The 26,143-nt window shown below is 43.7% G+C and carries 22 protein-coding genes; 6 read left to right on the forward strand and 16 right to left on the reverse strand.

What is annotated here, in order from left to right; translation table 11 throughout:
• Window positions 1-173 precede the first annotated feature (173 nt).
• Window positions 174-737 (reverse strand): DUF3124 domain-containing protein, encoded by a 564-nt coding sequence (locus AABW11_RS18665; protein WP_340106855.1) that lies wholly within the window; start codon window positions 735-737, stop codon window positions 174-176.
• A 480-nt stretch (window positions 738-1,217) separates the two neighbouring features.
• Here AABW11_RS18665 and AABW11_RS18670 point away from each other — a divergent pair, with 480 nt between their 5' ends.
• On the forward strand, window positions 1,218-3,569 hold the full coding sequence (locus AABW11_RS18670) for an amino acid permease (protein WP_340106856.1): 2,352 nt from the start codon (window positions 1,218-1,220) through the stop codon (window positions 3,567-3,569).
• 142 nt (window positions 3,570-3,711) lie between these two features.
• Entirely contained in the window at window positions 3,712-5,703 is a 1,992-nt protein-coding gene (locus AABW11_RS18675; protein ID WP_340106857.1) for an amino acid permease, read from the forward strand.
• A 162-nt stretch (window positions 5,704-5,865) separates the two neighbouring features.
• On the opposite strand, the gene AABW11_RS18680 is transcribed toward AABW11_RS18675, so the two are convergent.
• Window positions 5,866-7,488 carry a potassium channel family protein gene (locus tag AABW11_RS18680; protein WP_340106858.1) on the reverse strand — a complete coding sequence of 541 codons (1,623 nt, stop codon included), beginning with the start codon at window positions 7,486-7,488 and terminating at the stop codon, window positions 5,866-5,868.
• 283 nt (window positions 7,489-7,771) lie between these two features.
• Here AABW11_RS18680 and AABW11_RS18685 point away from each other — a divergent pair, with 283 nt between their 5' ends.
• The 3 genes from AABW11_RS18685 (at window position 7,772) to rlmN (ending at window position 10,948) form a co-directional block, all read left to right on the forward strand.
• Window positions 7,772-9,019: a hypothetical protein gene (locus AABW11_RS18685; protein WP_340106859.1), complete on the forward strand. Its 1,248-nt coding sequence runs from the start codon at window positions 7,772-7,774 to the stop codon at window positions 9,017-9,019.
• A gap of 90 nt (window positions 9,020-9,109) precedes the next feature.
• Window positions 9,110-9,751: a peroxiredoxin-like family protein gene (locus tag AABW11_RS18690; protein ID WP_340106860.1), complete on the forward strand. Its 642-nt coding sequence runs from the start codon at window positions 9,110-9,112 to the stop codon at window positions 9,749-9,751.
• Between the two features lie 87 nt (window positions 9,752-9,838).
• On the forward strand, window positions 9,839-10,948 hold the full coding sequence (rlmN, locus tag AABW11_RS18695; protein ID WP_340106861.1) for a 23S rRNA (adenine(2503)-C(2))-methyltransferase RlmN: 1,110 nt from the start codon (window positions 9,839-9,841) through the stop codon (window positions 10,946-10,948).
• A 181-nt stretch (window positions 10,949-11,129) separates the two neighbouring features.
• Here rlmN and lepB read toward each other — a convergent pair whose 3' ends face one another.
• From lepB to AABW11_RS18715, 4 genes are all read right to left on the reverse strand, one after another.
• A complete protein-coding gene (lepB, locus tag AABW11_RS18700; RefSeq protein ID WP_340106862.1) occupies window positions 11,130-12,224 on the reverse strand; it encodes a signal peptidase I in 1,095 nt (364 codons plus the stop codon).
• Window positions 12,225-12,239: 15 nt separating this feature from the next.
• Entirely contained in the window at window positions 12,240-12,824 is a 585-nt protein-coding gene (locus tag AABW11_RS18705) for a hypothetical protein (RefSeq protein WP_340106863.1), read from the reverse strand.
• Window positions 12,825-12,832: 8 nt separating this feature from the next.
• Window positions 12,833-14,638, reverse strand: a complete 1,806-nt coding sequence (gene lepA, locus AABW11_RS18710; RefSeq protein WP_340106864.1) for a translation elongation factor 4 — start codon at window positions 14,636-14,638, stop codon at window positions 12,833-12,835.
• A gap of 91 nt (window positions 14,639-14,729) precedes the next feature.
• The gene (locus AABW11_RS18715; RefSeq protein ID WP_340106865.1) at window positions 14,730-14,975 is read right to left on the reverse strand and encodes a thiamine-binding protein; all 246 of its coding nucleotides are present in this window, start codon (window positions 14,973-14,975) and stop codon (window positions 14,730-14,732) included.
• 147 nt (window positions 14,976-15,122) lie between these two features.
• Here AABW11_RS18715 and AABW11_RS18720 point away from each other — a divergent pair, with 147 nt between their 5' ends.
• Window positions 15,123-15,923 (forward strand): DUF4382 domain-containing protein, encoded by an 801-nt coding sequence (locus AABW11_RS18720; RefSeq protein ID WP_340106866.1) that lies wholly within the window; start codon window positions 15,123-15,125, stop codon window positions 15,921-15,923.
• A 524-nt stretch (window positions 15,924-16,447) separates the two neighbouring features.
• Here the strand turns inward: AABW11_RS18720 and gap are convergent.
• From gap to AABW11_RS18770, 10 genes are all read right to left on the reverse strand, one after another.
• Window positions 16,448-17,446 (reverse strand): type I glyceraldehyde-3-phosphate dehydrogenase, encoded by a 999-nt coding sequence (gap, locus tag AABW11_RS18725; protein WP_340106867.1) that lies wholly within the window; start codon window positions 17,444-17,446, stop codon window positions 16,448-16,450.
• Between the two features lie 216 nt (window positions 17,447-17,662).
• On the reverse strand, window positions 17,663-18,373 hold the full coding sequence (locus AABW11_RS18730) for an ankyrin repeat domain-containing protein (protein WP_340106868.1): 711 nt from the start codon (window positions 18,371-18,373) through the stop codon (window positions 17,663-17,665).
• Window positions 18,374-18,478: 105 nt separating this feature from the next.
• Window positions 18,479-19,402: a methionyl-tRNA formyltransferase gene (fmt, locus tag AABW11_RS18735; RefSeq protein WP_340106869.1), complete on the reverse strand. Its 924-nt coding sequence runs from the start codon at window positions 19,400-19,402 to the stop codon at window positions 18,479-18,481.
• Window positions 19,399-19,971 (reverse strand): peptide deformylase, encoded by a 573-nt coding sequence (gene def / locus AABW11_RS18740; RefSeq protein ID WP_340106870.1) that lies wholly within the window; start codon window positions 19,969-19,971, stop codon window positions 19,399-19,401. Before def ends, fmt begins: the two co-directional genes overlap by 4 nt.
• 10 nt (window positions 19,972-19,981) lie before the next feature.
• Window positions 19,982-20,407, reverse strand: coding sequence for a Holliday junction resolvase RuvX (gene ruvX / locus AABW11_RS18745; protein WP_340106871.1), 426 nt, complete (start codon window positions 20,405-20,407; stop codon window positions 19,982-19,984).
• Entirely contained in the window at window positions 20,407-20,733 is a 327-nt protein-coding gene (locus AABW11_RS18750; RefSeq protein WP_340106872.1) for an HU family DNA-binding protein, read from the reverse strand. The genes ruvX and AABW11_RS18750 overlap by 1 nt, the downstream gene beginning before the upstream one ends.
• A gap of 122 nt (window positions 20,734-20,855) precedes the next feature.
• Window positions 20,856-23,102 (reverse strand): RelA/SpoT family protein, encoded by a 2,247-nt coding sequence (locus tag AABW11_RS18755; protein WP_340106873.1) that lies wholly within the window; start codon window positions 23,100-23,102, stop codon window positions 20,856-20,858.
• A gap of 153 nt (window positions 23,103-23,255) precedes the next feature.
• The gene (locus AABW11_RS18760) at window positions 23,256-23,834 is read right to left on the reverse strand and encodes an outer membrane beta-barrel protein (protein ID WP_340106874.1); all 579 of its coding nucleotides are present in this window, start codon (window positions 23,832-23,834) and stop codon (window positions 23,256-23,258) included.
• A gap of 436 nt (window positions 23,835-24,270) precedes the next feature.
• Window positions 24,271-24,783, reverse strand: a complete 513-nt coding sequence (locus AABW11_RS18765) for a phosphoheptose isomerase (RefSeq protein ID WP_340106875.1) — start codon at window positions 24,781-24,783, stop codon at window positions 24,271-24,273.
• Window positions 24,784-24,946: 163 nt separating this feature from the next.
• The gene (locus AABW11_RS18770) at window positions 24,947-25,825 is read right to left on the reverse strand and encodes a sialate O-acetylesterase (protein WP_340106876.1); all 879 of its coding nucleotides are present in this window, start codon (window positions 25,823-25,825) and stop codon (window positions 24,947-24,949) included.
• Window positions 25,826-26,143 lie beyond the last annotated feature (318 nt).

The raw sequence follows: 26,143 nt of genomic DNA on the forward strand, positions 1-26,143 counted from the left end.
CGCCCCTACGAGCCTTCCAAGGGTTGGGAACCCTTGGAGGGTTGGAATAGCTTGATTCACAAGACATAGCATGTCTATTCAATCTCAGCTCACAGATCTATTTCGTAGTTGATTTCGATTCAGATCGATGTTCGACAAAAGACAGACATGCAATGTCTCCTGCCTGAGAATCCTCACCTACTCGTTTCTGTTGTTGATCTCTCCTGTAAAACACGTCCTACGCTCAAGAAAGAAACCCCTTGCTGACCTGATGTACTGATATTAATAGCTTCAAGTACAGGTGGAATGATTGATTCTTCGGATTCCCATTTAACCAGAAAACTTGCCCCCACTCCTCCCCGCAGATCACGCTCTTCAATGACATAAGAAGTGGAAGCTAATGGATCTATTACAACTCCTGAATCAATGTACTGTTGAATCAGATTGCCCTTAGAATCGTAATAATTTACTTCTACTAATGTAAATGAGCGGTATGGATCAGCATTTCGAACACTCAATGTGGTAGTCAAATTAAATGTTCTCTTTTGATCTTGCTGATAGATATGCGAATACACAGGCACATAAACCAATTGCCCTATACTAGTTGTATTACGAATGAATGAGTCGGACTGCCCTATCAAAATGGAATCAACTATCGTATCCTGTAGAATTGGTTCATCAACAGAGGCAGGCTCCTGTCTATCAGTACAATTCATAATAAACAGTGCTAGAAATAAAACAGCAGGTATAAATTTCATGGTATTTCAATAATAATATTCAACAGATGTAATGGGTAATATAAAGGTCTCATGGTTTTATTGAATTAAGATCTATAGGAGCATCCCCGCAACTAAATAACAACTTTCTATAAGCTTGCAGTGTAATTTTTTTAAAAGGTAAAAGATGATGATAGACTATGTTTAGTTTATTTACTCATTTAATACAAATACTATTTATAATCGTAGAAAAGTACTTTATAAGAGTTTTAGGCATATGATCAAACTATTAAAATTCAAGAACTATTCAAGACTAAAAGTACTGACATAGGAAATTTTTTAACATCTCAACTAAGGCAAATCATATCAAGTGATGTTTCATTGATGTAGCGTCTGGAATAGTAGATGTAGGTCTTCACCAAATGGGATATCAGGCAATAAATAGTACAAGTAAATATCAGTTGAGATCTCAGTATAAATTTGTAGCTTTGAGTGAATTTATTCTTCTCATATAACAAATATATGGCTGACTTACGACGAGAACTTGGTTTTTGGGATGCACTAACGATTGGTGCGGGTACGATGATTGGAGCCGGTATTTTTTTACTTGCGGGTGTTGCTCTTGAACTAACCGGTCCAGCCGCCATCTTTTCATATATTGCCGCTGGTATTATTTGCATTATCACTGCCTCGAGCGCGGCTGAACTGGCTACCGGAATGCCGACATCCGGCGGAGATTACTTTTTTGTATCCCGGTCACTTGGACCGGCTTTTGGAGCTATTTCCGGCGTAGGCATCTGGCTCAGCCTTACTTTTGCCATCTCTTTTTACCTTTTTGGACTTGGCGAATACCTGAGCCAGTTCATGCCCTTGACACCCTTCTGGGGAGCTGTACTAGGTGGCGTATTACTAATTATTCTAAACATTATAGGAGCTAAAGAATCAGGGCGCACACAAGTAGTTGTAGTCCTTACCCTTTTTGCCATTCTTGGCGGATTTAGCTTTTTCGGATTCTTTAATATCGAAACAGCTAATCTCAATCCCTTTTTCCCATTAGGTATGGAGCCCATTTATACGACTACGGCCCTGGTATTTGTCTCCTTTTTGGGATTTGTCAAGATAGCAGCCGTTGCCGAAGAGATTAAAGATCCGGCCAAAAATCTTCCTCGGGCACTTATAGGATCGGTAGCATTGGTAACAGTCTTATATGTTGTGATCCTTTTAGTGATAGCCGGAATGTTTCCTCAGTCAACTATTAGTGAAGTTAGAGACCCTCTTACCACTGCAGCCAGGCAAATGCTGGGTGGATTTGGCGGAGTAGCAATCATCTTTGCGGGACTTCTTGCTACGTTGTCCTCAGCAAATGCAAGTATTATGGCCTCTTCACGTATCAATCTGGCAATGGCACGCGACCGCATGGTCCCCAACTGGCTTAGTAAAATCCACAAAAAACTACTTACTCCTTATCGCGCCATCTTATTAACTGGCCTTTTGTCACTTGGTTTTCTACTAATTGATAGCCTCGAAAATCTCGCAAAAATTGCCAGTGTTCTGCAATTATATAGTTATGCCGCTCTTAATATCGGTTGTATTGTTCTGCGTGCCGCCAATCCCGATTGGTACAAACCAAGTTACCGCACGCCCGGCAATCCCATCGGGCAGCTTTTCGCCGCTATTGGATGTTTAGGCGTAATTATCTATTCCGGTCCTTTTGCACAAATTGCAGTTGTTGTGCTTATTGTAGCCAGCTTAGCCTGGTACGGTATCTGGGGACGAAACAGGGTATCCATAGACTCTGCTATTCCAGATTTTAAAGTACGGTGGGCTGAGCATGGATGGAGTCTCTTTTGGGTGCAGCCTGAAATAATTGAAAAAGAAGAAGTCGAAGAGTGGATCCCCACCAAACGTCCACTCAACACAAAGCCACCGCGCCATATTGTTACTGCATTGGCCAATCCTGAACACGAAACTGATTTATTAAGACTTGCACAATTTATTTCTGCTGGTGAAGATGAGCCGGGTATTGTAGAAGGCATGCATTTAATTCATGTTCCATACCAAACCCCTATTTCTACTATTCGTGAGAAGCTGGAGCAGCGACCTTCCATCCAACGAAAAATCGATAATATTCTTGACCAATCCAGTAAAGCATCGGACCATATCAAAAGCAGATATAAGGATATTCTGAAAAAGACCGACTTCCGTTCAGTTACCGATGCTGCTCACGATGTTTTTGGAGCTATGATTTCAGAAACCCATAACCGTGAAGCGGATATTTTATTAATGGGTTGGCAGGGAGGGTTTAGTGTAGGACGTATCTATAATTCTCCCGTTCAGCGTATCATTAAAAACTTAAAGGCTGATGTGGGAATCCTTAAAAATCGCGGACTTGAAAAGATCGATTCTATCCTGCTACCATGGGGTGGTGGACTGCATGCCTGGTTGGGTCTTGAACTTGCTGTTCGTGTCGCACGCATCCACGATGCCGAATTAAAAATCTTGCGACTTGTTAGAGAAGGAACCGACATTGACGATGAGCGCAAATCGCTTCTAAAGTCTATTGATCCGTTAGTAAAAGACTTTGATAAACTGAACCTGGATATACATATAGCAGAAGATGTAACTTCAGGAATTATGGCTGACTTTGAGGATGACTCTCACGACTTAGTCATTATCGGAGCATCGCGCGAATGGGGCATCCGCAATGTACTTATTGGTACTATTCCTGACATTATTGCCGACAGAGCTCCATGCTCAGTGCTTATGGTGCGGCGCCACGTCTCGGAGCACTGGAAGGTTAAAGCCAGCGAAGGATTTAAACAAATCAGAGAAAACCTTGGGCTTAGTTCCTCACCAAATGCCGGCCAGGAGTAATGTTAATTTGTGAATGATACTTGAAAAAATTGCCGACTGAGAAATCATGAGCTTGTAGTAATGCAAACTCTTCTATTTAGTCAGTATCACCTAATAAACTATGGCAGAACAGTCTGGATTTAAGCGTGATGTAGGCTTATTTATGGCCGTAATGATTGGCATTGGTGCCATGATGGGGCCCGGAATATTTGCACTTCCCAGCGAAGTGGCCGAATCAGCCGGTCCGCTTGGTATTATCGCCTATCTTGCTATGGGTTTGCTGACGTTATTTACTGCATTCAGCTATAGTGAACTGGGTGCGGCAATTCCTATTGCCGGCGGCGGGTATTCCTTTACAAGCCGAACCCTGCCACGACCTGTCGCTTTTGTTACCGGTTGGTTTTTCTGGATTGGAAATACACTGGCTTGTTCCCTTTACGCCGTCATTTTTGCGCTGACTATTAAAAACTATTTTCTTCCAGATATTAGCGTCATACTAGTGGTTTTTATTACAACACTGGTCTTTACGCTCATTAACCTGCGGGGACAGGCTGAAGCGCTAAAGTTTATTGCGGTAATGAATATCATTGAACTCATCGTGCTGGTCGGTGTGGGAGTCCTGGGTGCTTTTCATGTAGAACCGGTTAACCTTGATCCAATAGCTCCGATGGGATACGGTCCGCTGATCCCCACCATGGGATTAATCTATATCTCGTATGTCGGTTTTGATCTTATTACCGTTGCTGCGGAAGAAATTATAGAACCTGCTAAAAACATTCCTCGTGCTATTTTCATCACCCTTGGAACCGGTATTGCTATTTATGTACTTTTACTTTGGGTGATGATGGGCGTCGTGAATTACACAGACTTAGCCCAGACGAGCACCCCCTTCATTTTTGTTGCTGATCATCTGTTTGGCGCATGGGGGCGCTGGGCCGGTATAATTGCCACAATTATGGCAAGTTTATCTGCCTTTAGCGTTACATTGGGTGCCAGTTCCCGTGTATTGTTTGCCCTTGGCCGTGACGGGCATTTTCCGGGTTTTTTTGCTCGTCTGCATTCAACTTATAAAACTCCACATATTGCACTTTTTGTTTGCGCTGGCTTAGTAGCACTGCTTGGAGCATCAGGCATAGTTCGATTGCTGGCATCCGCCAGCAGTTTCGGTTATCTGATCGCTATTGGGATCGTCAATTATGCGGTGATTGCGCTTCACCGAAATATGCCCAACCTGCGACGTCCGTTCAAAATCATTTTATATCCTGTTGTACCGATTTTGGGGATTATCACCTGCTGGTTTTTTGTACCAACACTGGATCCGCAAAGTTTGCTGCTGGGTGGTGTTTTGACAGTCATTGGCGGGATACTTTATCTTCTACAACCGGGTAACAGGGACGATCTGCGTGGATTTCCTGAATTTATACAGCGTATTAAAATTAAAATTCAAGCTTACTGGAGACCTCATATGAATGTACTTATTATCGGCGGCGGCAATCAGGGCAGTAATATTGCTGACCGATTGCTAAAACAAGACGAATTTCGGATGGTCTTTCGATCGTCGGAATATCAGATTACTTTTATAGAACAGGATGAAGTAAAGTGCGAAAAACTGGAGCAGCGCTACAATGTGCCCATTTTTCAAGGCGATGGCACCAAGCAAGAGGTACTTGAGCAGGTTGAACCTCAAAAAATGGATGTGGCTATTGCCGCTACTAACGATGATCAGCGTAATTCTATCATAGCACTTCAAGCCAAACGTTTAGGTATTAAGCAGGTTATTGCAATTGCAAGAGACCCTGCCTACGTCTCTTTATTGGAAGATAGCGGCATTGTATGCATCAGTGCTCCTTACGCTACTGCCGCTATGGTAGAAAATTATCTGGATCGACCAGGGGTAGCTGATCTCTTCGAGATTGAAAACGGTGTAGCAAGTCTTATTGATATGGAAGTTCCTGAAGGGGGAACAGTTGTGGGAAGTCTTATTCAGGAAATAAATATTCCGGATCAATGTGTAGTAGCAGCATTAATTCGAGATGACAAATTTGTTGTTCCCAGAGGACATACTGAAATAAAAAGCGGCGACCATGTGGTGTTTGTAGGACCAAGCGAATCTATACAAGCTGCGCATGAGATTTTTTCAGCTACGGAGCAATGATATTTAAATTCTGCTACGTGCTATTTTCTCTTTTCCAGAGTTAAAAGTTGATGGGTTTCACGACATGGCATGTCTGTTCAGCCTCAGAACACAAATTCATTTCGTATTTTGTTTCGATTCAGATCGGGGACTGGCAAAAGATAGACATGCAATGTCTCAAGCCTACGACTTGATATAAATGTCATTAAAAATCTTTTCTCCCTCTGATTCGCCAATCAGAATCAGCTCCTGATCTGTTGTCATTTTTATTTCCGGGTCCGGGTTTATCGTCATCTCCCCATTTTCCCGAATGGCAAGAACCGTACATCCTGTCTTTTTCCTGATATCTGTTTGTATAAGATTATTGCCTGCAAGTGTGGAACTAACTTTGTGATTGAAAATATTCAGCCCTTCTGCGAGCATCATCACATCCTGCCCCTCAAGAATGTTAAAGATCGTATTGGCTCCCATTGAAGCGTAACTCATCACAAAATCAGCTCCGGCCCGGTGAAGTGTATTTACGTTTTTTTCGTAATTAGCGCGACTGATAATTTCCATTTTTGGAGAGAGCCGACGGCAGTAGATTGTTAGAAATATGTTCGTATCGTCATCGTGTGTCGTAATTAGTGTGGTGTGTGATTCATGAAGTCCGGCTTTCTTGAGTACCTCATGATCAGCTGCATCCCCTAAAATATATTTCTCATTATCCCGAATGCGGTCCGGGTTTTTATCAATGATTCTGTAATCAATCTGCCGCTCCTTTAGTGAATTAGCAGCTGCACGGCCTACGCGGCCTGCACCGATTATCACAACAGGCTCGTCTGATACATGATAAATGCTTACCAGCTCATCATAGCCACGCAACTGTTCTACAGATCCTGCAAGCACGAGAACTGTTTTGTCAGAAATCTGTGTCTCAGGCAATGCCTGCATAAATTTACCTCTCTCCCAAACCCCCACAATTGAGATCCCAACTGTTTCGCGCAGTTTACTTTCTTTAATTGTTTTACCCACAAGTGGTGTTCCCTGCACCGTAGCTTCTCCAATCACAAGTTTATCGATGTGGCCAATCACATGAACACGGGCGTTGCCTCCCAATGTTCGCCGTGCCAATGAGCGGCCAAGAATTTCTCCCATTCGAAGCACATGATTCACACCGGCCAGTTCCAGGATATCCACAGAGTCGGCTGATGCTGCGGTGGCTACAATCTTAATATCTTTATTATATTCTCGAATCGTAAAAGCTACGTTGGTATTAATCGAGTCACTTCCTGTAGCCACAACCAGAGATGCCTTCGTAATATTCAGATTCTTGTAGGTATCGTAGTCTACAGGATCGTTGTTGATTACGCTGTACCCCTGATCTGAAAGATCAAGTGCTTTTTGCAAATCGGGTTCAAGTACTGCGTAGTCTATTTTATAGGAATCCAGTTTTTTTATGAGGGCTTCTGTTACAGCATCAAGATGGGTTATCACTACGTGATTTCTAATATCTTCATCCAGCTTTTTTGGGGCTCGGGCCTGATTCTGAGCTTTAAGCCAGGGGGCATAGAAAAACTCAATAAATGTAAAAGGAAGCATGATTAGCAGAAGCAGTACCCCTGAAAAAAGAACCAGCATCGAAAACAGGCGCCCGAGGTCGGTATAGAATACGATATCCCCGAAACCAAGGGTGGTCATAGTTACTAGTGTCCAGTAGAAGCCAGTCAGCCAGCTCACATTTTCCTGCCCCTCATATTCCATGATATAATGAAAAATAACAGCATAAGCCACGAATAAGACTACAATTAGACCAACGAATTTCATCAGCTTCCTGATGTTGGTTTTAGCCCGCCGGTTGGCAAAGAAATAAGAGAGTTGTGATCCTAAAAACTTCAAGTCTGCTACCTATAATTTAAATTGTGGTCAAAATTATCTACTCGCTCACGTAATTCCTAATCGTATGTTAAATAGTGTGAAGTCTCAAAATTAGTTGAACTAACATCTAAAATAGAAGCGGTTTTGATTGGAATTTCAAGCATGGAAATGGTTATTTTTAAGGCTTTCTAATGTTACGTCAACTAAAGCCTCAACTAAATCTTTTGAATTTGTGATCCGATCTGCAGCCGGTTTTCTTTTTCTGCTACTGTTGCTACCTGCTCAGTATCTGTATGCTCAGACCGGGTCCGGTTTAGATCCCATTCCAAACGTATATCTTGACTGCAACGCGTGCGATGTCACCTACATCCGGACAAATATCACATTTGTGAATTACGTCCGTGACCAGGAAGACGCCTCTATATATCTTAACATTACCGATCAGCGAACAGGCGGAGGCGGACGGGAATTCACGCTCATCTTTTCAGAAATTGACAACCCGGATGGAAGGGTTGATACACTTCGTTACAGCTCACCCAGTTCCGATACAAATGATGAGCGACGGATTGGCCTGAGCAGGCATATCAAAATTGGGTTAATTCCATTTGTCACACAAACTGTTGCCGTCCGCAACCTCGACATTTTCTATGAGGCACCTGAGGTCACTGAAGAAAAGGGAGAAATTGATGACCCATGGGACAATTGGATATTTGATATAAACCTGAGATCCAATATGAGCGGGGAGGCATCGGAATTTAATTTCGGGCTATTTAGTGGACTGGAAGCAGAACGGACGACTCATATCTGGAAAATAAGGGCACGTGTTCGCGGTGAAATTAGAAGAAGAAATGTGGAACTCACTGACCGCACGCTGAATGTAAACCGTGATTGGGGAGATTACTGGGGAATGGCGGGATACAGTATATCAGATCATGCGACCATAGCACTTTTTTCCCGTGCCCGATTCTCTAAGACAAATAATATTGCACTGGAATCATATATCGCACCGGCAATTGAATATAATTTTTTTCCATACGATGAATTTCAGCAGCGCCGATTTGTAGTTCAATATCAGATTGCACCCTCTTACCGAAGGTATTTTAATACCACCATATTTTTAAAAGATTCAGAATTGATCATGAATCAAGAGATATCCACACGTCTGAGATATGATCAGCGATGGGGACGCATCGATGTGCGAATGTCCGGAATGCATTATTTTCATGATACATCCATCAACAACTTCGAAATAAATCCTTCATTTAATATTCGCATTATCAGGGGGCTTTCCGTAAGCCTGTCAGGCCGTTACAGAATTATTAACGATCAGCTTTCGCTTGAAGCACAAATTGATCCAAGTGATCCCGATAATATCATCCGTGGTACACAGCGTCCAACCTCATACGACTATTCAGTGTCGTTTGGCCTTTCTTACACATTTGGCTCTATATACAACAACATCGTAAACCCCCGGTTTTAGCCATTTGGATTTTACGTGATGTTATAGAATTGTGAGCCCCTTTTCTATCCAGGCTCATTATGTTCCTTTTTGTAAAACTAACCCACTCTTATGAATACAATAAAGTTACTGCTTCCACTTCTTCTCATTATAACGGCCTGCACGGCCCCCGCTCCTGATCTTGGATACGTCCCCGGCGACGTAATGGACATTGAGCCGCTGATTATCGGCGAAACCATTCCTGATATCACGCTTCAAAATCACCAAAGTGAATCGGTAAACCTGCTTGATGATAATGCTGAAAATACGCTATTCGTCTTTTATCGCGGCGGCTGGTGCCCATTCTGTTCCGCAGAACTTGCCGAGCTCGCCTCCATTGAAAATCAGCTTTATAACCTTGGCTTTAATATTGTGGCCATCAGCCCCGACAGCCCTGAGTTTCTTCGCCAGACAATGAACGACACAGATATAAATTATACTCTGCTTTCCGACAATATGATGGAAGCTTCTAAAGCATTTGGAATTGCATACAGACTGGATGATGACACCTATCAAAGGTATAAGAGCAACGGAATGGATCTTGAAGAACGATCCGGCCAGCAACACCACTTGCTGCCTGCCCCGGCTGTTTATCTGTCAAACCCGGAAGGCATCATCGAGTTTGAGTATGTAAATCCCGATTACAGGCAACGAATAGATAAAGATGTACTAATGGCGGCCGCTCGATCGTTGGTAGAGTCTCAGAACGAATAAATATCATATTCTATTCAAACTCACTTATCAATTAAATCAGTATTGGTACGGCTGTAGTTTTCAGGCTATAGTTCGTACCTTTTAAGTATGGAAAAAGAATTACAAGTTGCAGAAAAAACAGATCTTAAATCGTTAACCACAGCCGAGTTAAAAGAATTTACCGATGAACTTGGCTTGATGGGCTACCGAGCCGATCAGCTTTACCAGTGGCTATATCAGAAAGGCGCGTCATCATTTGATGAAATGACCAACCTCTCCAAAGATTTGCGCTCAGAACTCGATAAAATAGCACAGGTTCGGCGAATTTCTATTCATAGCCAGCAGCAGTCGAAAGATGGCACTATCAAGTTCCTTTTTCAGCTCGACGGCCCTGAAGAGTACAAGGTTGAAGCTGTACTCATCCCTGATTTTTATCCTGATGGCGCTCCGAATAGGCTCACGGTATGTGTCTCATCACAAGTGGGCTGCATGTTTGGCTGTTCGTTTTGCGCAACCGGTAAAATGGGGTTCTTCCGAAATCTGACTCACGGAGAAATCGTAGACCAGGTTCAGATTATCAACGAAGTTGCTGAAGAAACCTACGGCAAAAAAATTACCAATATCGTCTATATGGGAATGGGCGAGCCGATGCATAATTTTAAATCAGTTGTAGAATCAGCCAGAATTATCTCCAATCCGCTTGGCATGGATATGTCTCCCAAGCGTATAACAATATCCACAGTAGGCCTCACAAAACAGATCAAACAGCTGGCCGATCTCGATCTGGGCGTCAACCTGGCAATTTCACTTCATGCTGCTGATGACGAGAAACGAAATGAGATTATGCCGATCAACACCAGCCTCAACCTCGAAAAACTCGAAGAGGCTGTACGATATTTTTACGAGGAGACCGGACTATCCGTCACATACGAATATCTCTTGTTCGACCATTTTAACGATGATGTTGTCGACGCCAAGAAACTGGCCTCAATCGTCCGATGGATTCCATCTAAGGTAAACATCATCATGTACAACAATGTGGATGGTGTGGCCCTTCAGCGTGTAAAAGAGCAGCGGCTTGATCGGTTCATGAAACAGCTTGTCAGCCAGCGCGTAACAGCCACTGTTCGCCGTAGCCGTGGTGATGATATTGATGCGGGATGTGGCCAGCTGGCCATCAGAGAGGGACAGGAAAAGGGGAAGAGTATGGCGAAGTAGGTTATAGTGTTGAGTTTTTAGTGTTGAGTTGTAGTTTAAAAACTAAACACTCATCACTCTTCCCCTAAACGCTGATAGGAACCTTCGAAATGCACTCAGGCACGCTGTCAGGTTTAATCTCAAGACTCACTTCTCAAGACTCACTTCTCAAGACTCACTTCTCAAGACTCAAGACTCAAGACTAATGTATCAAATTAAAGATCCGGTTAAACCGGGGCAGCCATCGTTCGCCGTCCCATGAGAAGTAGATCAGGCTGGCTTTTCCTACAATATGATCATCGGGCACAAACCCCCAGTAGCGGCTGTCTTCACTATCGTCGCGATTATCGCCCATCACAAAATAATAGTCCTTCTGAATCGTGTATTGATTGGTTTCCTCTCCGTTAATCACGAACTGGTCGCCATTTTTACGGACCGTATTTCGTTCATACCGCTGGAGTATATCCTGGTAAATGTGCCAGTTATCGTTGTTCAGAGTCACCTCCTCACCGGCTTGAGGTACCGAAAAAGCTTCCATATTATCATGGTTCATAAAACCGCTGGAAAAATTAAATGGCCTTCGGCTGAATTCATCAAAATCATCCGGCAGCACAAATGGCTGAACAGACGTAACTTCTGCCCATCCTTCTACCGTTGCTGCAATATCGGAGGTCATGTTGACGATATGCACGCCGTTGCCGCTTTGAACAATCCTGCCGCCAATATCGCGAACTTTTGAGGGACTCAGTCTGATCCGCTCACGAACCTGAACACGATAATGCCGCATCAATGTATCAAATCCTTCAGCTTCAGATCCATTAACATAAAGTACTTTATCGTCCAGTCGAAGACGATCTCCCGGCATACCTACTGCACGTTTGATATAGTTGGTCTTCATTGAGATAGGAGCCACATCTATCGGGTAGTTAAATACCACAATATCATTGCGCTCAATGTCTGTGTATCCCGGAATTCGGAACCATGGCAGGTCAACACCTGGCAGGTATATCTCCGTAAATGGCACGGAGAGCGTCATGGGTGTACGCGGCCCGTAAGCCAGTTTGGATACAATCAGGAAATCGCCGGTAAGCAGCGTTTTTTCCATAGAAGGTGTAGGAATTCTATAAGCACCAAAGAAAAACGTCCGAAGAATAATCGCGGCAATAGCGGCCCAAAGCAATGCATCGAGCCACTCCCTGGCCCAGCCTTTTGCTTTACTTTCTTCCTCTTTTGTCTTTTTAGGGTCGCTCGACCAGAAACTTTTTTTCTTGTTTGTACCGGATTTTTTTTTGCTCAACGTAGATCGTGATAATTAGTTAAAACTGGGTCTGTCAATTATTTCCCGATTAAACTCACCGTTATTATACGTTACTTCATACCATTGATCGCGCTCAGGTGAGTAAAAGTAATCGCTGAAAGATGCGAGAGAATCCCCCTCGTTCATAAGTAGTCGGGTGAACGTTCGTTTAACCTGTGGCATCAAATCAATATAACGGCTCGCACCTACATAGACCAATCCATTTTCAAACGGCCCATCGAGATCGAGCACCATCATCGGAATTTCTTCATCAATAACAAACCAGTACTCGAATTGCACGGCTTTTCCCGGACGGTAGTTCGCAGTGTTTATCAGGTCTCCGATCGTTTGGGTCGGATCGCCAAATACAGCTTGCAGCCGAGAGCGCAGCTCAATAGTTGGTATACGATCAATCGTAGTCGGGTTATACAGTCCCTGGCCGGTCCAGTTGATATTAGCAAACCGTTCCTGGAACTCAGCACGGTTGGAGTGCTCGACCTTTACAATCTCAGGGTCTTCAAACTGGGCTGAAGCCTGGAGTGGAATAATGAGGGCGAGCAGTACAATACTTAGAAAATAAACTATACGTCGTTGCTTCATAGGGTAAATCAGTCTTCGTCCATTGATAAAACGGCCAGAAATGCTTCTTGTGGAATTTCCACCGAGCCCACCTGTTTCATCCGTTTTTTTCCTTCTTTCTGTTTTTCAATCAGTTTTCGTTTTCGGCTGATGTCACCACCATAACATTTGGCGGTTACATCTTTGCGCAAGGCACGAATGGTGTCTCTCGCAATCACGCGTGATCCAATAGCGGCCTGTATTGCTACTTCATACTGTTGCTGGGGAATAAGTTCCTTAAGTTTCACACAAACCTTACGGCCCTGCTCGTAAGCGTTATCTCTGTGTGTTATACTTGAGAGTGCATCCACAGGATCACCGTTCAGCAGAATATCTAAACGAACCAAATCGCCCTTTCGGTATTCAATAAATTCATAATCAAGAGAAGCGTATCCCCGGGTGCCGCTTTTGAGTTTATCGTAAAAATCGAATACAACCTCTGCCATCGGCAGTTCATACGTGATGTCGACCCGATTCCCTTGCATAAACAATTGGTTGACATAAACACCGCGACGATTTTGACAAAGCGTCATCACCGGGCCAATATATTCTGCAGGCGTAATGATGCTGGCTTTGATGTAAGGCTCCCAAACTGTTTCCACTTTTCCGGCATCCGGCATTTCGCTGGGGTTATCAACCTCTACCCTTTTCTTCTCGCCTTTGTAGTCGGTTTCAACTTCGTACTGCACGTTGGGAACTGTGGTGATGATATCGATATTGAATTCACGATCGAGACGTTCCTGTACAATTTCCATATGAAGCAGTCCCAGAAACCCGGCCCGAAACCCAAATCCAAGCGCTTTGGATGTTTCCGGCTGATATGATAAAGACGCATCATTGAGCTGAAGCTTCTCGAGTGCAGATCTCAAATCTTCAAAATCTTCTGATTCTGTCGGAAAAATACCGCTAAAGACCATCGGTTTCGATTCCTTATATCCGGCAATCGCTGTATCTGCTCCCTTTTTTTGATGAGTGATGGTATCTCCCACGCGAGCATCCTGCAGAGATTTTACACTGCCGATTACATATCCCACATCTCCGGCTTTGAGCTCTTTACAGGGACGTTTTTTCAGTTCAAGATATCCGATTTCTTCGGCATCATACTCTTTTCCGGAAGCCATAAACAGAATGCCATCCCCTTTTTTGAGCGTACCCTCCATCACCCGCACGTAGGCAATAGAGCCGCGATAGGTGTTAAAAATAGAATCGAAAATCAGGGCTTTAAGCGGTTTGTCAACCTCCTGTTTTGGTGCAGGAATTCGGTTTACAATGGCTTCTAACAGCTCTTCAACTCCCACTCCCGTTTTACCGGACACATGCAGGATATCGTCCTCTTCACACCCGATCATATCGATTATCTGTTGCCCCACCCCTTCTACATCGGCACCGGGCAGATCAATTTTATTCAGAACCGGGATAATTTCCAGATCCTGGTCTACCGCTTGGTAGAGGTTTGATATTGTTTGAGCCTCAATGCCCTGGGCAGCGTCTACAACTAAAATGGCGCCTTCGCATGCTTTCAGAGCACGGGATACTTCATAGGCAAAGTCAACGTGGCCGGGCGTATCAATCAGGTTAAAGACAATCTCCTCTTTAGTAGGACGTGTATAAACCATCCGAATGGCGTGGCTTTTAATTGTAATACCACGTTCTCGTTCCAGGTCCATATCATCAAGAACCTGTTCCTGCATCTCCCGCTCGGTTATGGTACCCGTCTTTTCAAGAAGACGGTCCGCCAGGGTAGACTTCCCGTGATCTATGTGGGCAATGATGCAAAAATTTCGAATCTGGGTCATAATTTCAGATGGGCTGAATTTAAAGAAGCCTTAAATATACGGATTCAGAACGGCGATTGCACTCTTTTCGTGCGCTGTCTCTTGAGATTTTCTACTCTTTGGTGGGGCTAAGCAATTCTACATGAAATCGGAATTGTTCATCTTCAACGGTCATGGTGTCGTAAACTTCCCGGATGAGGGCAAACACAACGTCAGTGTCTCCTTTCACACTTGTTGACAAGTAGTTCACATCAACCTCCACGTCATGCTGGGCCACAAACTCCAGAAGGTCCTGTACTTTTTCTTTTGGATGATCGGTGTAAAGCGGGATATAGGTTAGCTGAGCAATGGTCTTCATAAAGCTGATCTGTAATGGTTTAGAATAATAAATAATAATGGTGCTCCAACGCCCCCATTTTTGGAGATTTTTTTGATTTGGAACATAATTCAACTCATAAGATAAAACAGACTTAATACACCCCAAAACACAAAAGAAAAAATTTTCATGAGACAAATCATTTTTTATACGACCGCTGCACTTTTAATCGTGCTGACAACCATTGCATGCGACCCTGCAGAAAATTCATCTACCGGAACACTGCAGGTGATGCTTACAGATGCACCGGCAGATTACGAATCGGTAATCATTGATATTGAAGAAGTTCGCGTCCACATCAGTTCCGATTCGGATGAAGATGATGACGGATGGCAAACCATCAACGAACAACCGATGCGAGTTGACCTGTTAGACCTTACAAATGGAAATACAGAAATACTTGGAGAAGAAGCGCTCGAACCGGGTGTTTACAGCCAGATGAGATTTATCCTTGGTGATGAAAATGAACTTGTGATTGACGGTGAAAGTCAGCCACTGACAACTCCAAGCGCACAGGAATCCGGTCTTAAATTAAATATAAACGCAGATATTGAGAGCAATTCAACATATACCCTTCTGCTCGATTTTGATGCCTCACGATCAATCGTTCAGGCCGGAAACTCTGGTATGTACCTGCTAAAACCAGTCATCCGAACCGTAAACTTAGCTGAAACAGGTGCCATTAGCGGCGACATAAACCCGGGAAATGCACAACCCTGGATTTACGCTATTGCCGAAGAAGATACGGTTGCCGGCACTCAGGCCTCCATCGATGGCAACTTCCTTTTGATAGGCCTCACAAGCGGAACCTATGACCTGTCTTTTGTTCCAACGAGTGATGAGCTGAATCCAACCTGCGTTCCTGAAGTAACCGTGATCGCCCCTGATACCACATCCGTTGGAACTATAAATCTGGAGGATATCCAATAGCGAATATGTTTAGTTAAACAGACATTGAGTCATGTAACAGATAGATCCGCAATGTCTCAAAAAGACATCGCGGATCTTTAGGGTTGGCAACTCTTTCAGCTTTCGCCAGACATGGCATTTCTCGGGTTAGCTACGGCGTTAAATTGCAATTAATCAATTCTGGCAATCACAGTATCATTTATTAGCAATAGAAATGCTATGTCTCCACATATCCCACATCACAAAAACACCAGACATGGCATTTCTCGCAGCAGCATCTGCATCCATCTACTTTTCATCGCGCCGCATTAACCCGGCAATATTCAAAAGCAAAAGAAATGCAATGTCTCTTCACAAACCAAATCGTGCCACAAGCAGACATAGCATTTCCAGCGTTAGAATCTGAGTTCCAATATTTTTCATCGCTATCATTAATCACGACGATCACTCACCGCAATAGAAATGCCATGTCTAACGCATAAAAAAATCCCGCCTCCGTAACCGAAAGCGGGATTTTAAATACTGTCTTAAAGTATCTCAGAAGACTACAGAATCTTGTTTACAAGTTCGGCAGTTCTGGCTGAGTAGCCGGCTTCATTATCGTACCAGCCAATCACTTTCACAACGTTGCCATCCACTTTCGTCATCTTGCTGTCGAAGATGCAGGAGTGCGGATTACCAATGATGTCGCTGGATACCAGCTCTTGCTCGCTGTATTCCAAAATGCCTTTCAGGTCACCTTCGGCGGCATCTTTAAAGGCTTTAAGAACATCAGCTTCCGTCACTTCCTCGTTCAAGACTGCTGTAAAGTCGGTAAGCGATCCATCCGGTACAGGCACGCGGACTGCACCACCATCAAGTTTACCATCCAGATGAGGCATAACGAGACCCACAGCGGCAGCTGCACCTGTGGTAGTTGGCACAATATTGGCAGCAGCAGCACGGGCTCGTCTAAGATCCTTATGAGGTCCATCAACGATTTGCTGATCGCCGGTATAGGCGTGAATTGTGGTCATAAAGCCCTGTTTGATGCCAAAAGCATCATCCAGCACTTTTGCCATCGGTGCGAGGCAATTCGTTGTGCAACTTGCGTTTGAGTAAACGGTCTTGCTTTTATCAATCTCATCGTCGTTTACACCCAGCACGATTGTTTGCAAATCTCCTTTTCCTGGAGCGGAGATAATTACCTTCTTGGCTCCGGCTTCAATATGTTTTGAAGCACCTTTATCGTCACGGAAAATACCGGTTGATTCAATAATAACTTCAGCACCACGCTCTCCCCATTTCAGGTTGGCAGGATCTCGCTCGGCGGTAATACCAATTTTCTTTCCGTCAATCACCAGATTGTCGCCATCTGCAGATACATCACCGGGGTAAGTTCCGTGAACTGAGTCGTATTTGAACAAGTGTGCCAGTGTGTTGGCGTCGGTCAAATCGTTAATTCCAACAACCTCAATTTTATCACTCTGATGCTCCAGGATAGATCGCATCACCAATCGGCCAATGCGTCCAAACCCATTAATTCCAACTTTTACTTTAGCCATATAAATAACTCCATTGTAATTTTAGATTGACTGTTTATAACAGCTTTTCTATTCAGTTAGTTTAAAATAAAGGTTTCCGTTCACTCTATCCATTTTAAGAGATCATTAATCAAGAAAAAACAAAGGTTTTTGCGTGTAAGCGCTTTTATCAGGCACTAGCCCGAATTAAACTCAAAAATTCTTTTTTATGAAGGCCGCTGCCCATAGTACAGTTACCTACCGGTCGTCATTATCGAGATCAATGTCTTCATCTATATCCTCATCGCCAATCAGATCTTCCACCTCAGCATCAGTATCTTCCCCGGTTATTTCTGAGTCATCATCGTCTTCATCAACAGAGGGAACCGGTGGAGCTTTTTTAATCTCCGCTTTTGCCCCGGCACGTTTCAGACGCACAGCAATGTCAGTATTTTCATTGTCATTCGCGATATTGAGAGCTGTATCTCCATTTTTATCTTTCAAACGAACGTTTGCACCGTTTTCAATCAGTAAATTCACGCACTGATCATGTCCTTCACGGGCTGCGAGCATCAATGCTGTTTGCCCCCATCGCTGACGAGCGTTTACGTCGGCGCCGGCTTTCAGGAGAAGTTTTACAGCAGAGACATTACCCTCGCGGGCTGCTACAATGAGCGCCATATCGCCTACGGGTGTACCTGAATCAAGCAGATACTTAAGTATCTCAGTGTTCTCTTGTTCAGCAGCCCGGCTGAGGGCCGTGCCACCCATTTTGGTTGTAACTTCCGGGTCGGCACCGTTTTCCACAAGATATTTAACAACATCCAGATGGCCATTTTCAGCGGCGTAAATGAGGGCACTCGCACCATTTTTGTGTGTTTCATTCAAATCTTGGCCTTCCTGGTGAAGACTTCGCACGCGGTCAAGATCACCTTCTTTAGCGGCTTGTAAAAGGGGGGATAACTCCATTATTGAAAATATTTATTCTATTTAAAAAGATCATTACTTGTCTAAATTATTGATCGGTATATCTCAAATTAATTGGTTTAAATCAACCCATATATTTCAATCAGATTATTTAAGATCTTTCGACAGATCAAAACCATTTGCGAATTCACGGCCGCTCATCCGTTTTCTACCGGGCAGCTGAAGCTCCAGCAACTGGATGGTCCCGTCGCCGGTTCCAGCAAATACGCCCCTCTCATCTGCTTGTAATTCGCCGGGGCGAAGGTCCATCTGAGGCCCCACTGCTGTTTTGTACAGGTTCATTCGTTCACCATCATACGTGCACCAAGCCAGAGGAAAAGGATTGAGTCCTCTCACGAAGTTGTGCACATCCTGTGCCGGCTGCTTAAAATCGATTTCTGTGTTTTCCTTGAAAAGTTTGGGTGCCGATGTAGATTGGTCATTATCTTGCGGAGTGACGGTATAACTGGCTTCGGCTATAGAGTCTAAAGACTCAACTATCAGGTCAGATCCAAGGTGCTTCAGCCTCTCATACAGCTCTCCAGTTGTTTCGTCAGGTCCAATAGGGGTTGATTTCTGTCGGATGATTTTCCCGGTATCCACCTTTTTTTCAAGAAAAAATACGGTGCACCCGGTCTCTGTTTCACCTTTAATAATAGCCCAGTGAATAGGAGCCGCTCCCCTGTATTTTGGCAGTAGAGACGCATGAAGATTAACCGAACCCAGATTGGGGATCTCAAGGAGAGATGGTGGTAATATTTTAAAGGCTACAACAACAAAAAGGTCAGCTTTCAGGCCGCCGAGATAATCTTTGAGTTCCGCATCTTTCATATCTTCCGCATCAAATGTGGTAAGCCCGAGCTCTTGTGCACATTTTTTAACGGGGGTTGGTTCAGGCGATCCGCGTCGGCGGCGGCGCTTATCTTCACCACTGATGACCGAAACTATTTCGTGGTTGGAGTTGTGTAGTTTCTCAAGGCTTGGAACCGCAAAATCGGGCGATCCCATAAAAACAATCCGAAGCGGTTTCATAAATTATGCCGTGCTTTTTTAGGCGCCAATGGATATTCCGCCTCAATCTCACCTTTGTCTATCTTTTTAAGTGCCGACCGATGCAGCCGTTTTTTAAACGCACTCAGATAATCCAAAAACAAGATGCCTTCCAGGTGATCATACTCGTGCTGAATAATTCGTGATATCCAACCTGAAAATTCATTTTCCTGTTCATTAAAATTACGGTCCAGATAACGGATTTTAACGTTCAGCGGACGCTTCACATCGTCTCGCACATCGGGTATACTCAGGCAGCCCTCTTCCATTTTAACCTCATCGCCACTGAGCTCTATTATTTCAGGATTGATAAAAACCATAGGCCCAAGGTTCACTTCCTCCAGCTCATCTGTTATGGCATCTGCATCCATCACAAAAAGCTGAATCAATTCACCTACCTGGGGAGCGGCGAGACCTACACCATTGGAATTATACATCGTTTCAAACATGTCGTCAATCAATGTTTGAAGGGAGTCGCTATTCTCTATTACCGGTTCTGTTTTTTCTCGTAACACACTATCGTCGTACGTCACGATCGGTAGTATCGCCATATTAAATTGCTCAGTTAGATTCTAAAAATTGCTGTAAAAGGTACGCTGCAACGGCTTGGTCCACACGGCCTTTTTCACTTCGTTTCTTTTTCGGAACGCCCGATTCTACTAAAATTTTCCGGGCATCCCGTGAAGAAAACCGTTCATCGACCATAAATGTTTCGATGTCGGGAAATTTTTTATTGAGTTTTTTTATGTACTCCTCAACAAGCCCGGTGGCGTGGGTACGATCTCCCTGCGGGGTAAGCGGCCAGCCAACAACAAATCCTATTACGGGGCCTGCGTTTTCGATCTGCCTCTTTATCTCTTCGAAGCTTTCATTTGGTGAAAACGTGCCAATAGGAGATGCAAATGATTTAAAAGGATCTGAGCGTGCCATGCCAACGCGTTTGCCGCCGACATCTATTCCTATCATTCGGCCTGGTTTCTCAGCCATTAATCGTTGTCATTTTCAATTTCTTTCAAAGGTTTCTTCAGAAACTTTTTCAACCGCTTGCTGGGTTTGAAATGAGTTTTACGATGTGCAGGCACAAATATCTCTTCGTTTGTTTTCGGGTTTCTCGCCTTCGGTTTGGCTTTTGTTTTCTTTACTTCAAAAACTCCAAAATCACGAAGTTCAATTCTACATGTTGGATCTGCTTCCATCATTTTACCGCGTAACGCGCCAATCACCGTTTCTACCCACGGTTCGGCTTGATTTAATGGAACATCCATCTCGTCTGCTACAGCTCTTACGATATCTCTTTTAGTATAAGTAACCATCTTAATAGATTGTTTTTTAATCAGTTATTCCTACGTACCAAAGCACTTTTAAGATAACAGATGAATAGAAAAAAAATTATTTATTATTTACGGTCCGTCACAAATGCAGGTTGAAAATCAAATTATTCGTACCGCATGACAGTTTTGACACCATCAACCCGTTCAAGACGGTTTATAACGCGTTCAAGGTGTTTGAGGTCGTTAATGTAGACTGCCAAAATGCCTTCAAACATTCCGCCTTCGCTGCTTACGTTGATACTTTTCATGTTTGTCTGGAGCGATTTTGAGAGCACTTCCGTCAAATCGTTCACCAAGCCAACTCTATCCTCCCCAATTACTTTCACCCCGCCAAGGAACTTAGTATCAATATTTTTCGACCACGTGACGTCCACAATTCTTTCGCCATCCGTTTTCAACAAGTGATGTGCATTCTTACAGTTCGACCGGTGGATTTTCACATCGCCATTCCGGCTGATAAATCCAATAACATTATCTCCCGGAATAGGATTACAACACTTCGCGTACGAGTACTTCACATTGCTGAGCTCACCCTCCACAAGCAGGGCTTTATCCTCACCTACAGAGCGCGCCGTTGATATATATTCTTCCTGAATTTCTTTGTCAGAAATTTTTTGCTCTTCTTCCGGCTGTTCATTTTCAAGGCGGCCTTTGCTTTTGTACTCTTTTACCTTTTTAAACAGCTCATTTACATCAAATGCTCCGTTGCCGATTTCGTAAAACATATCCTGGGTAGCATCAAACCCAAACCGGTGGGCAATCTTGGTGAGCTCCTGGTCTGATATTTCAATCTTACCTTTCTTCGCTCTCTTCTCCCACTGCTCACGCCCCTGGTCGGACACTTTCCGTTCTTTCTGCTTAATGAACTGCCTGAGGCGGGCTTTTGCCTTATGCGTCACTACATCCTCCATCCAATCAGGATTGAGGTTGATTTTATTCCCGGTAATTATTTCTACCTGGTCACCAATCTTCAGCTTCTGTCTCAGCGGCACCATCTTCCCATTCACCTTGGATGCAATGGCGCGTTCACCGATTTCGCTGTGAATTTCAAATGCAAAGTCTATACACGACGCACCCTTGGGCAGGGTTTTGAGCTCGCCATCGGGTGTAAACACATAAATCTCATCCTGGTATAAATTTAGTTGGAAATCCTTCACAAATTCCGTCGCCGCATCTGGCCGCGGATTATCGAGCACATCCCTGACCCAGTGCACAAATTTATCGAGCTCTTTACTGCCGCTGTCTTTGCCTTCCTTATATTTCCAGTGCGCTGCCAGGCCGTGTTCGGCAATATCATCCATTTTTCGGGTTCGGATCTGAACTTCTACCTTCCGCCCTTTTTTGGTAATCACGGTTGTGTGAAGCGACTGGTATCCATTGGCTTTCGGAACGGAAATAAAATCGCGAAACCGCTTGGGAATAGGCGTGTACCAGTCGGTTATAATCGAGTAGACTCTCCAGCAGTCCTCTTTGGTGTGAGGTGTTTCAAGAATGATGCGAATTGCAAACAAGTCGTATATTTCTTCAAATGGCTTCTGCTGATTCTGCATCTTACGGTAGATGCTATAGATGTGCTTTGGCCTCCCCTTGATCTCAAAATTAAATTCGTAATTTGAGAGCTCATCTTTGATAGGGTTCATGAATTCATCAATAAACTCTTCACGCGCTTCTTTCTTCTCCCTGAGCTTACGGGCGATAAACTTAAAAGAATTCGGGTCGATAACCTTAAAACAGAGGTCTTCAAACTCATTCTTGATCTTAAACAGACCAAACCTATGTGCAAGAGGCGCATACAGATCCATTGTTTCTGTTGCTTTTTTGAGCTGCTTCTGCCTTGGAAGATGGCTGATGGTCCGCATGTTATGCAGACGATCAGCAAATTTGATTAGCACTACCCGAATATCTTCCGCCATCGATAGCAGAAGCTTCATGAACGTTTCGGCCTGCTTGGAATTTCTGTTCTCGAAAACACCGGTGATTTTCGTCACGCCGTCAATCAGGTGAGCAACTACATCGCCAAAATCTTTTCTGATGTCATCAAGTGTTACGATCGTATCTTCAACGGTATCATGCAGAAGTGCTGCAGCAACAGATTCATCATCAATCGTAAACTCGGCCGCCATTATTTTGGCTACCTCAACGGGGTGTAAATAGTAAGGCTCGCCGGAGGCTCGCAGCACATCCTTATGGGAGTGATAGCAAATTTTAAAAGCGCGTGTGATAAGATCATCATCTGTTTCATCAAGATGCTCATGGCATAGGCCCAGCAGTTCATCAAGCGTACTTTGCTCGAGCTTTCCGAGTGAAAGCTTATCGATATAACCGGTGATGTCTGTGTCCAACTTAGCCATTGTCTTTCAATAGATTACTGCATATAAAAACTAAACCTGATAGTGAAACGTATAGCGCCTGAAAATAACGTATCATGAAGTAGTTACATATTAAAAAAGGCGATCAATGAATGATCGCCTTTAACTGGTTATACACAATATTCATTTCTGTGATCAAAAACGCAAGGAGACTCCCAAAGCCAGTCGGCTTACGTTGTCAAGATCAATGTCATCGCGACCCGTGATTTGGGTAAATCTGTACTCTATAAACGGATTCAAGATAGGAATAATTGTCACTTCTGCACCAATAAATCCATTCCAGTAAAAATCGTCTGCCTCAAATTCATCACGAATATCAGCACCTATATCCCCCGCATCTGCAGAATACTCGAGGCTCGAATTGTCCCACCCGATACCCAACCCAACGTAAGGTTTTACCAGGCCGACTGACACGCCTCCTGTTGCTGCAAGACCGAAATCATAACTCTGGATTGTCTGGTCAAACGTCACACCTTCACTGGTAAGATCGTTTGATTCATTAAAATAGCTGAAATGGCCGCGCAGGCCGAGATCTACAATCGGGACAGCAGAGAGAATTCCACGCTCGATTCTAACGCCAAACCCGTTTGTAGGATCTTCATCACGAACTTCATAAGAAGCCCCGATGGACCACTGCGCATTGGCTGTGTCGGTTAGCGTAAGTGGAAGCAATAATAGTGCGGATAGAAATGTAAGGAGTGTTTTTTTCTTCATAATTTTTTAGAGATTCTTTTGATGTTATTGTTTCAAAGATAACAGATAACACTAAATTGATTAAATATATTTTAAAGAATAAATACCAAATTTTGCAAAGCACATAATTATCTTCATGTATAAACTGAAAATTTAAAGGATAACTATCAAGGCGTCATTTTTCGATCTTAGGATTATCTAAGGCACAGAGTAAAAAGTCGCACTTGTCATAGATCGAGTAATAAAATTATTTTTAGTTATGTTGTGTGACTTTCAATCCTGGTTTTTTAAAAATCTTTTCTTGTAGAATAATCCCATAATTTGCGAAATAAGTGAGCTTAATTCTTCAAGGGTTTCGAACTCTTAGGAGGCTCTTTAAATTTGACTTAGATTTATAATAAGCTTCGGAGCTTCGACCATTCATCGGATGAAAAAGACAATGGTCTAACGAAAAAAATCATCGCCCAAAATCATCCTCTACCCGAACGATATCCTTTTCATCTGACGGATTCTGCGGATCCGTATGCTTCCATATTTCAGCCAATACGCCCCATTGATCGAGCCCTACAAGCCGGTGGCGTTCGCCCTGTTCAAGGCTTACCAATTCACCAAGCTCAAGTTCTTTAACAGGAGTTTGTTTATCAGTGTCGCTGACTACAACACCGGCCTTTCCACCAATTACCCGCCAGATCTCTGCCCGCCGATGGTGGTATTGCCAAGACAGTCGCTTACCGGGAGCCACCAGCAAAATTTTCGGGCTCAGCTTTTCAAACCCTTTGAAGTCATCTACACTCAATCCGGGAAAAAAGGTTTTGATAAATTTTTCGGCCTGACCTTCTTCGATCACCAGGAATCCCCCCCAGGGTCGCTCGGCGTCTTTATCAACGATTGTATAGCCTTTGTCGGCCAAAAATTGCTCTACGGTTTGAAATACATCATCTTCTGAGACGTCTTGAGGAATATTGATCATTGAATAGAATTGATTTGTTGTTTTGGGAATTAGTGAATTTATTGATTCGTGTGTTGGATAAATCGTATACAGAGGTATCCTGCATAAATGCTTATCAATTTAAGATTTGTCTCCTGAAAACAGAAATAGCAAAACTGACGAAATCTCACACAGTCTTCCTTTATCAAGATGGAGCTGTTTGCCAATCAGCTTGTCGCAAATCCATTAACGCTTCGGCAAACCGGTACCCTAATTCAATATACGTCTGGCTGTCATAGTGCCAAGCGTCGATAAATCCGTGATTTTCCGGTGCTGTGACTAAAGCTGCATGTTTGTCCTGTTCTACAAACAGTCGCTGTGCTGATTTCAGTATGTCACCAAATGGGTAGGTCTGTTTGCGTTTTCCACGGCCCATCATCGAATCTGAAATCTGCCCGACCGCTATCGGCAGCGATCTGTTATTCAGTTGCTCACGCATCTTATTCAGCAATACGGACAGGTTTTCACCATACGAATCTGCTATAGAGCGTGTATGTGATGCATCACTTTCACCCTGGTGCCAGGCAATACCGGCAGGCACTATACGTCCAAACTTTCTTTCTGCCGTTTCTCTTGCACGTTGGAGATGATGCTGAAAATGGGTCCACTGATTGATTTGATTACCACGAGTATACTCTGGATGCCAGCAGCCCCAGTCGGTTGCTGCATCGGAATGAATTGACGAGCCGCCCTTGGCATATTTATAAATTAAAATCTTATGCTCCGGACTCTTCTCCAGCACTCTTGATGCAAATGAAAGCTCAGGACCAAACCTATTAGAATAATAACTCCTGCTGCCGTCGGTGCGATAACCTGACCCATGCCCCGGTTTAAGCTTCTCCCAAAAACCCTTGTTTTCAATAGGCTGCTGGTCATCCCGCCGGTTGGGATTATAGATCCAAGCATTTTCAAAAACTCTCTTCAGGTGAGGCGGCAGATCATCCACGTATCCTTCGCCGTCCATATTCGATTGGCCGGCAAGGATAAACATACTTGCATCAGTTGAATAACTTTTTTGGCTCATTGTCAAACATAACCATTTCCCTGAAATTTTTTAATAGTATAGCAATTCAACGACTAATTTAAACTGCATCCTTCTGCAAACACCTTTATTCCGTCAGATAATCATTTGTCACCATATTTGAAGATATCACTTCATGTTCACAGCTTATTTTTAATGGAAGTGTTATTTTGTCGCCTGCAACAGTATCAGATCCTATGGCTTGAAAGGGACGTCATTCTTAAAACAATGACCATTCAAAGGCGGGATAGATAAAGCTCCGGGTAGAGCGGTTCGTTACCTCCCCGCTCCCCCACAGACCCGTACGAGCAGATTTCCCGC

It is taken from the genome of Rhodohalobacter sp. 8-1 (genome assembly GCF_038150125.1).
Classification (GTDB): Bacteria; Bacteroidota; Rhodothermia; order Balneolales; family Balneolaceae; genus SW132.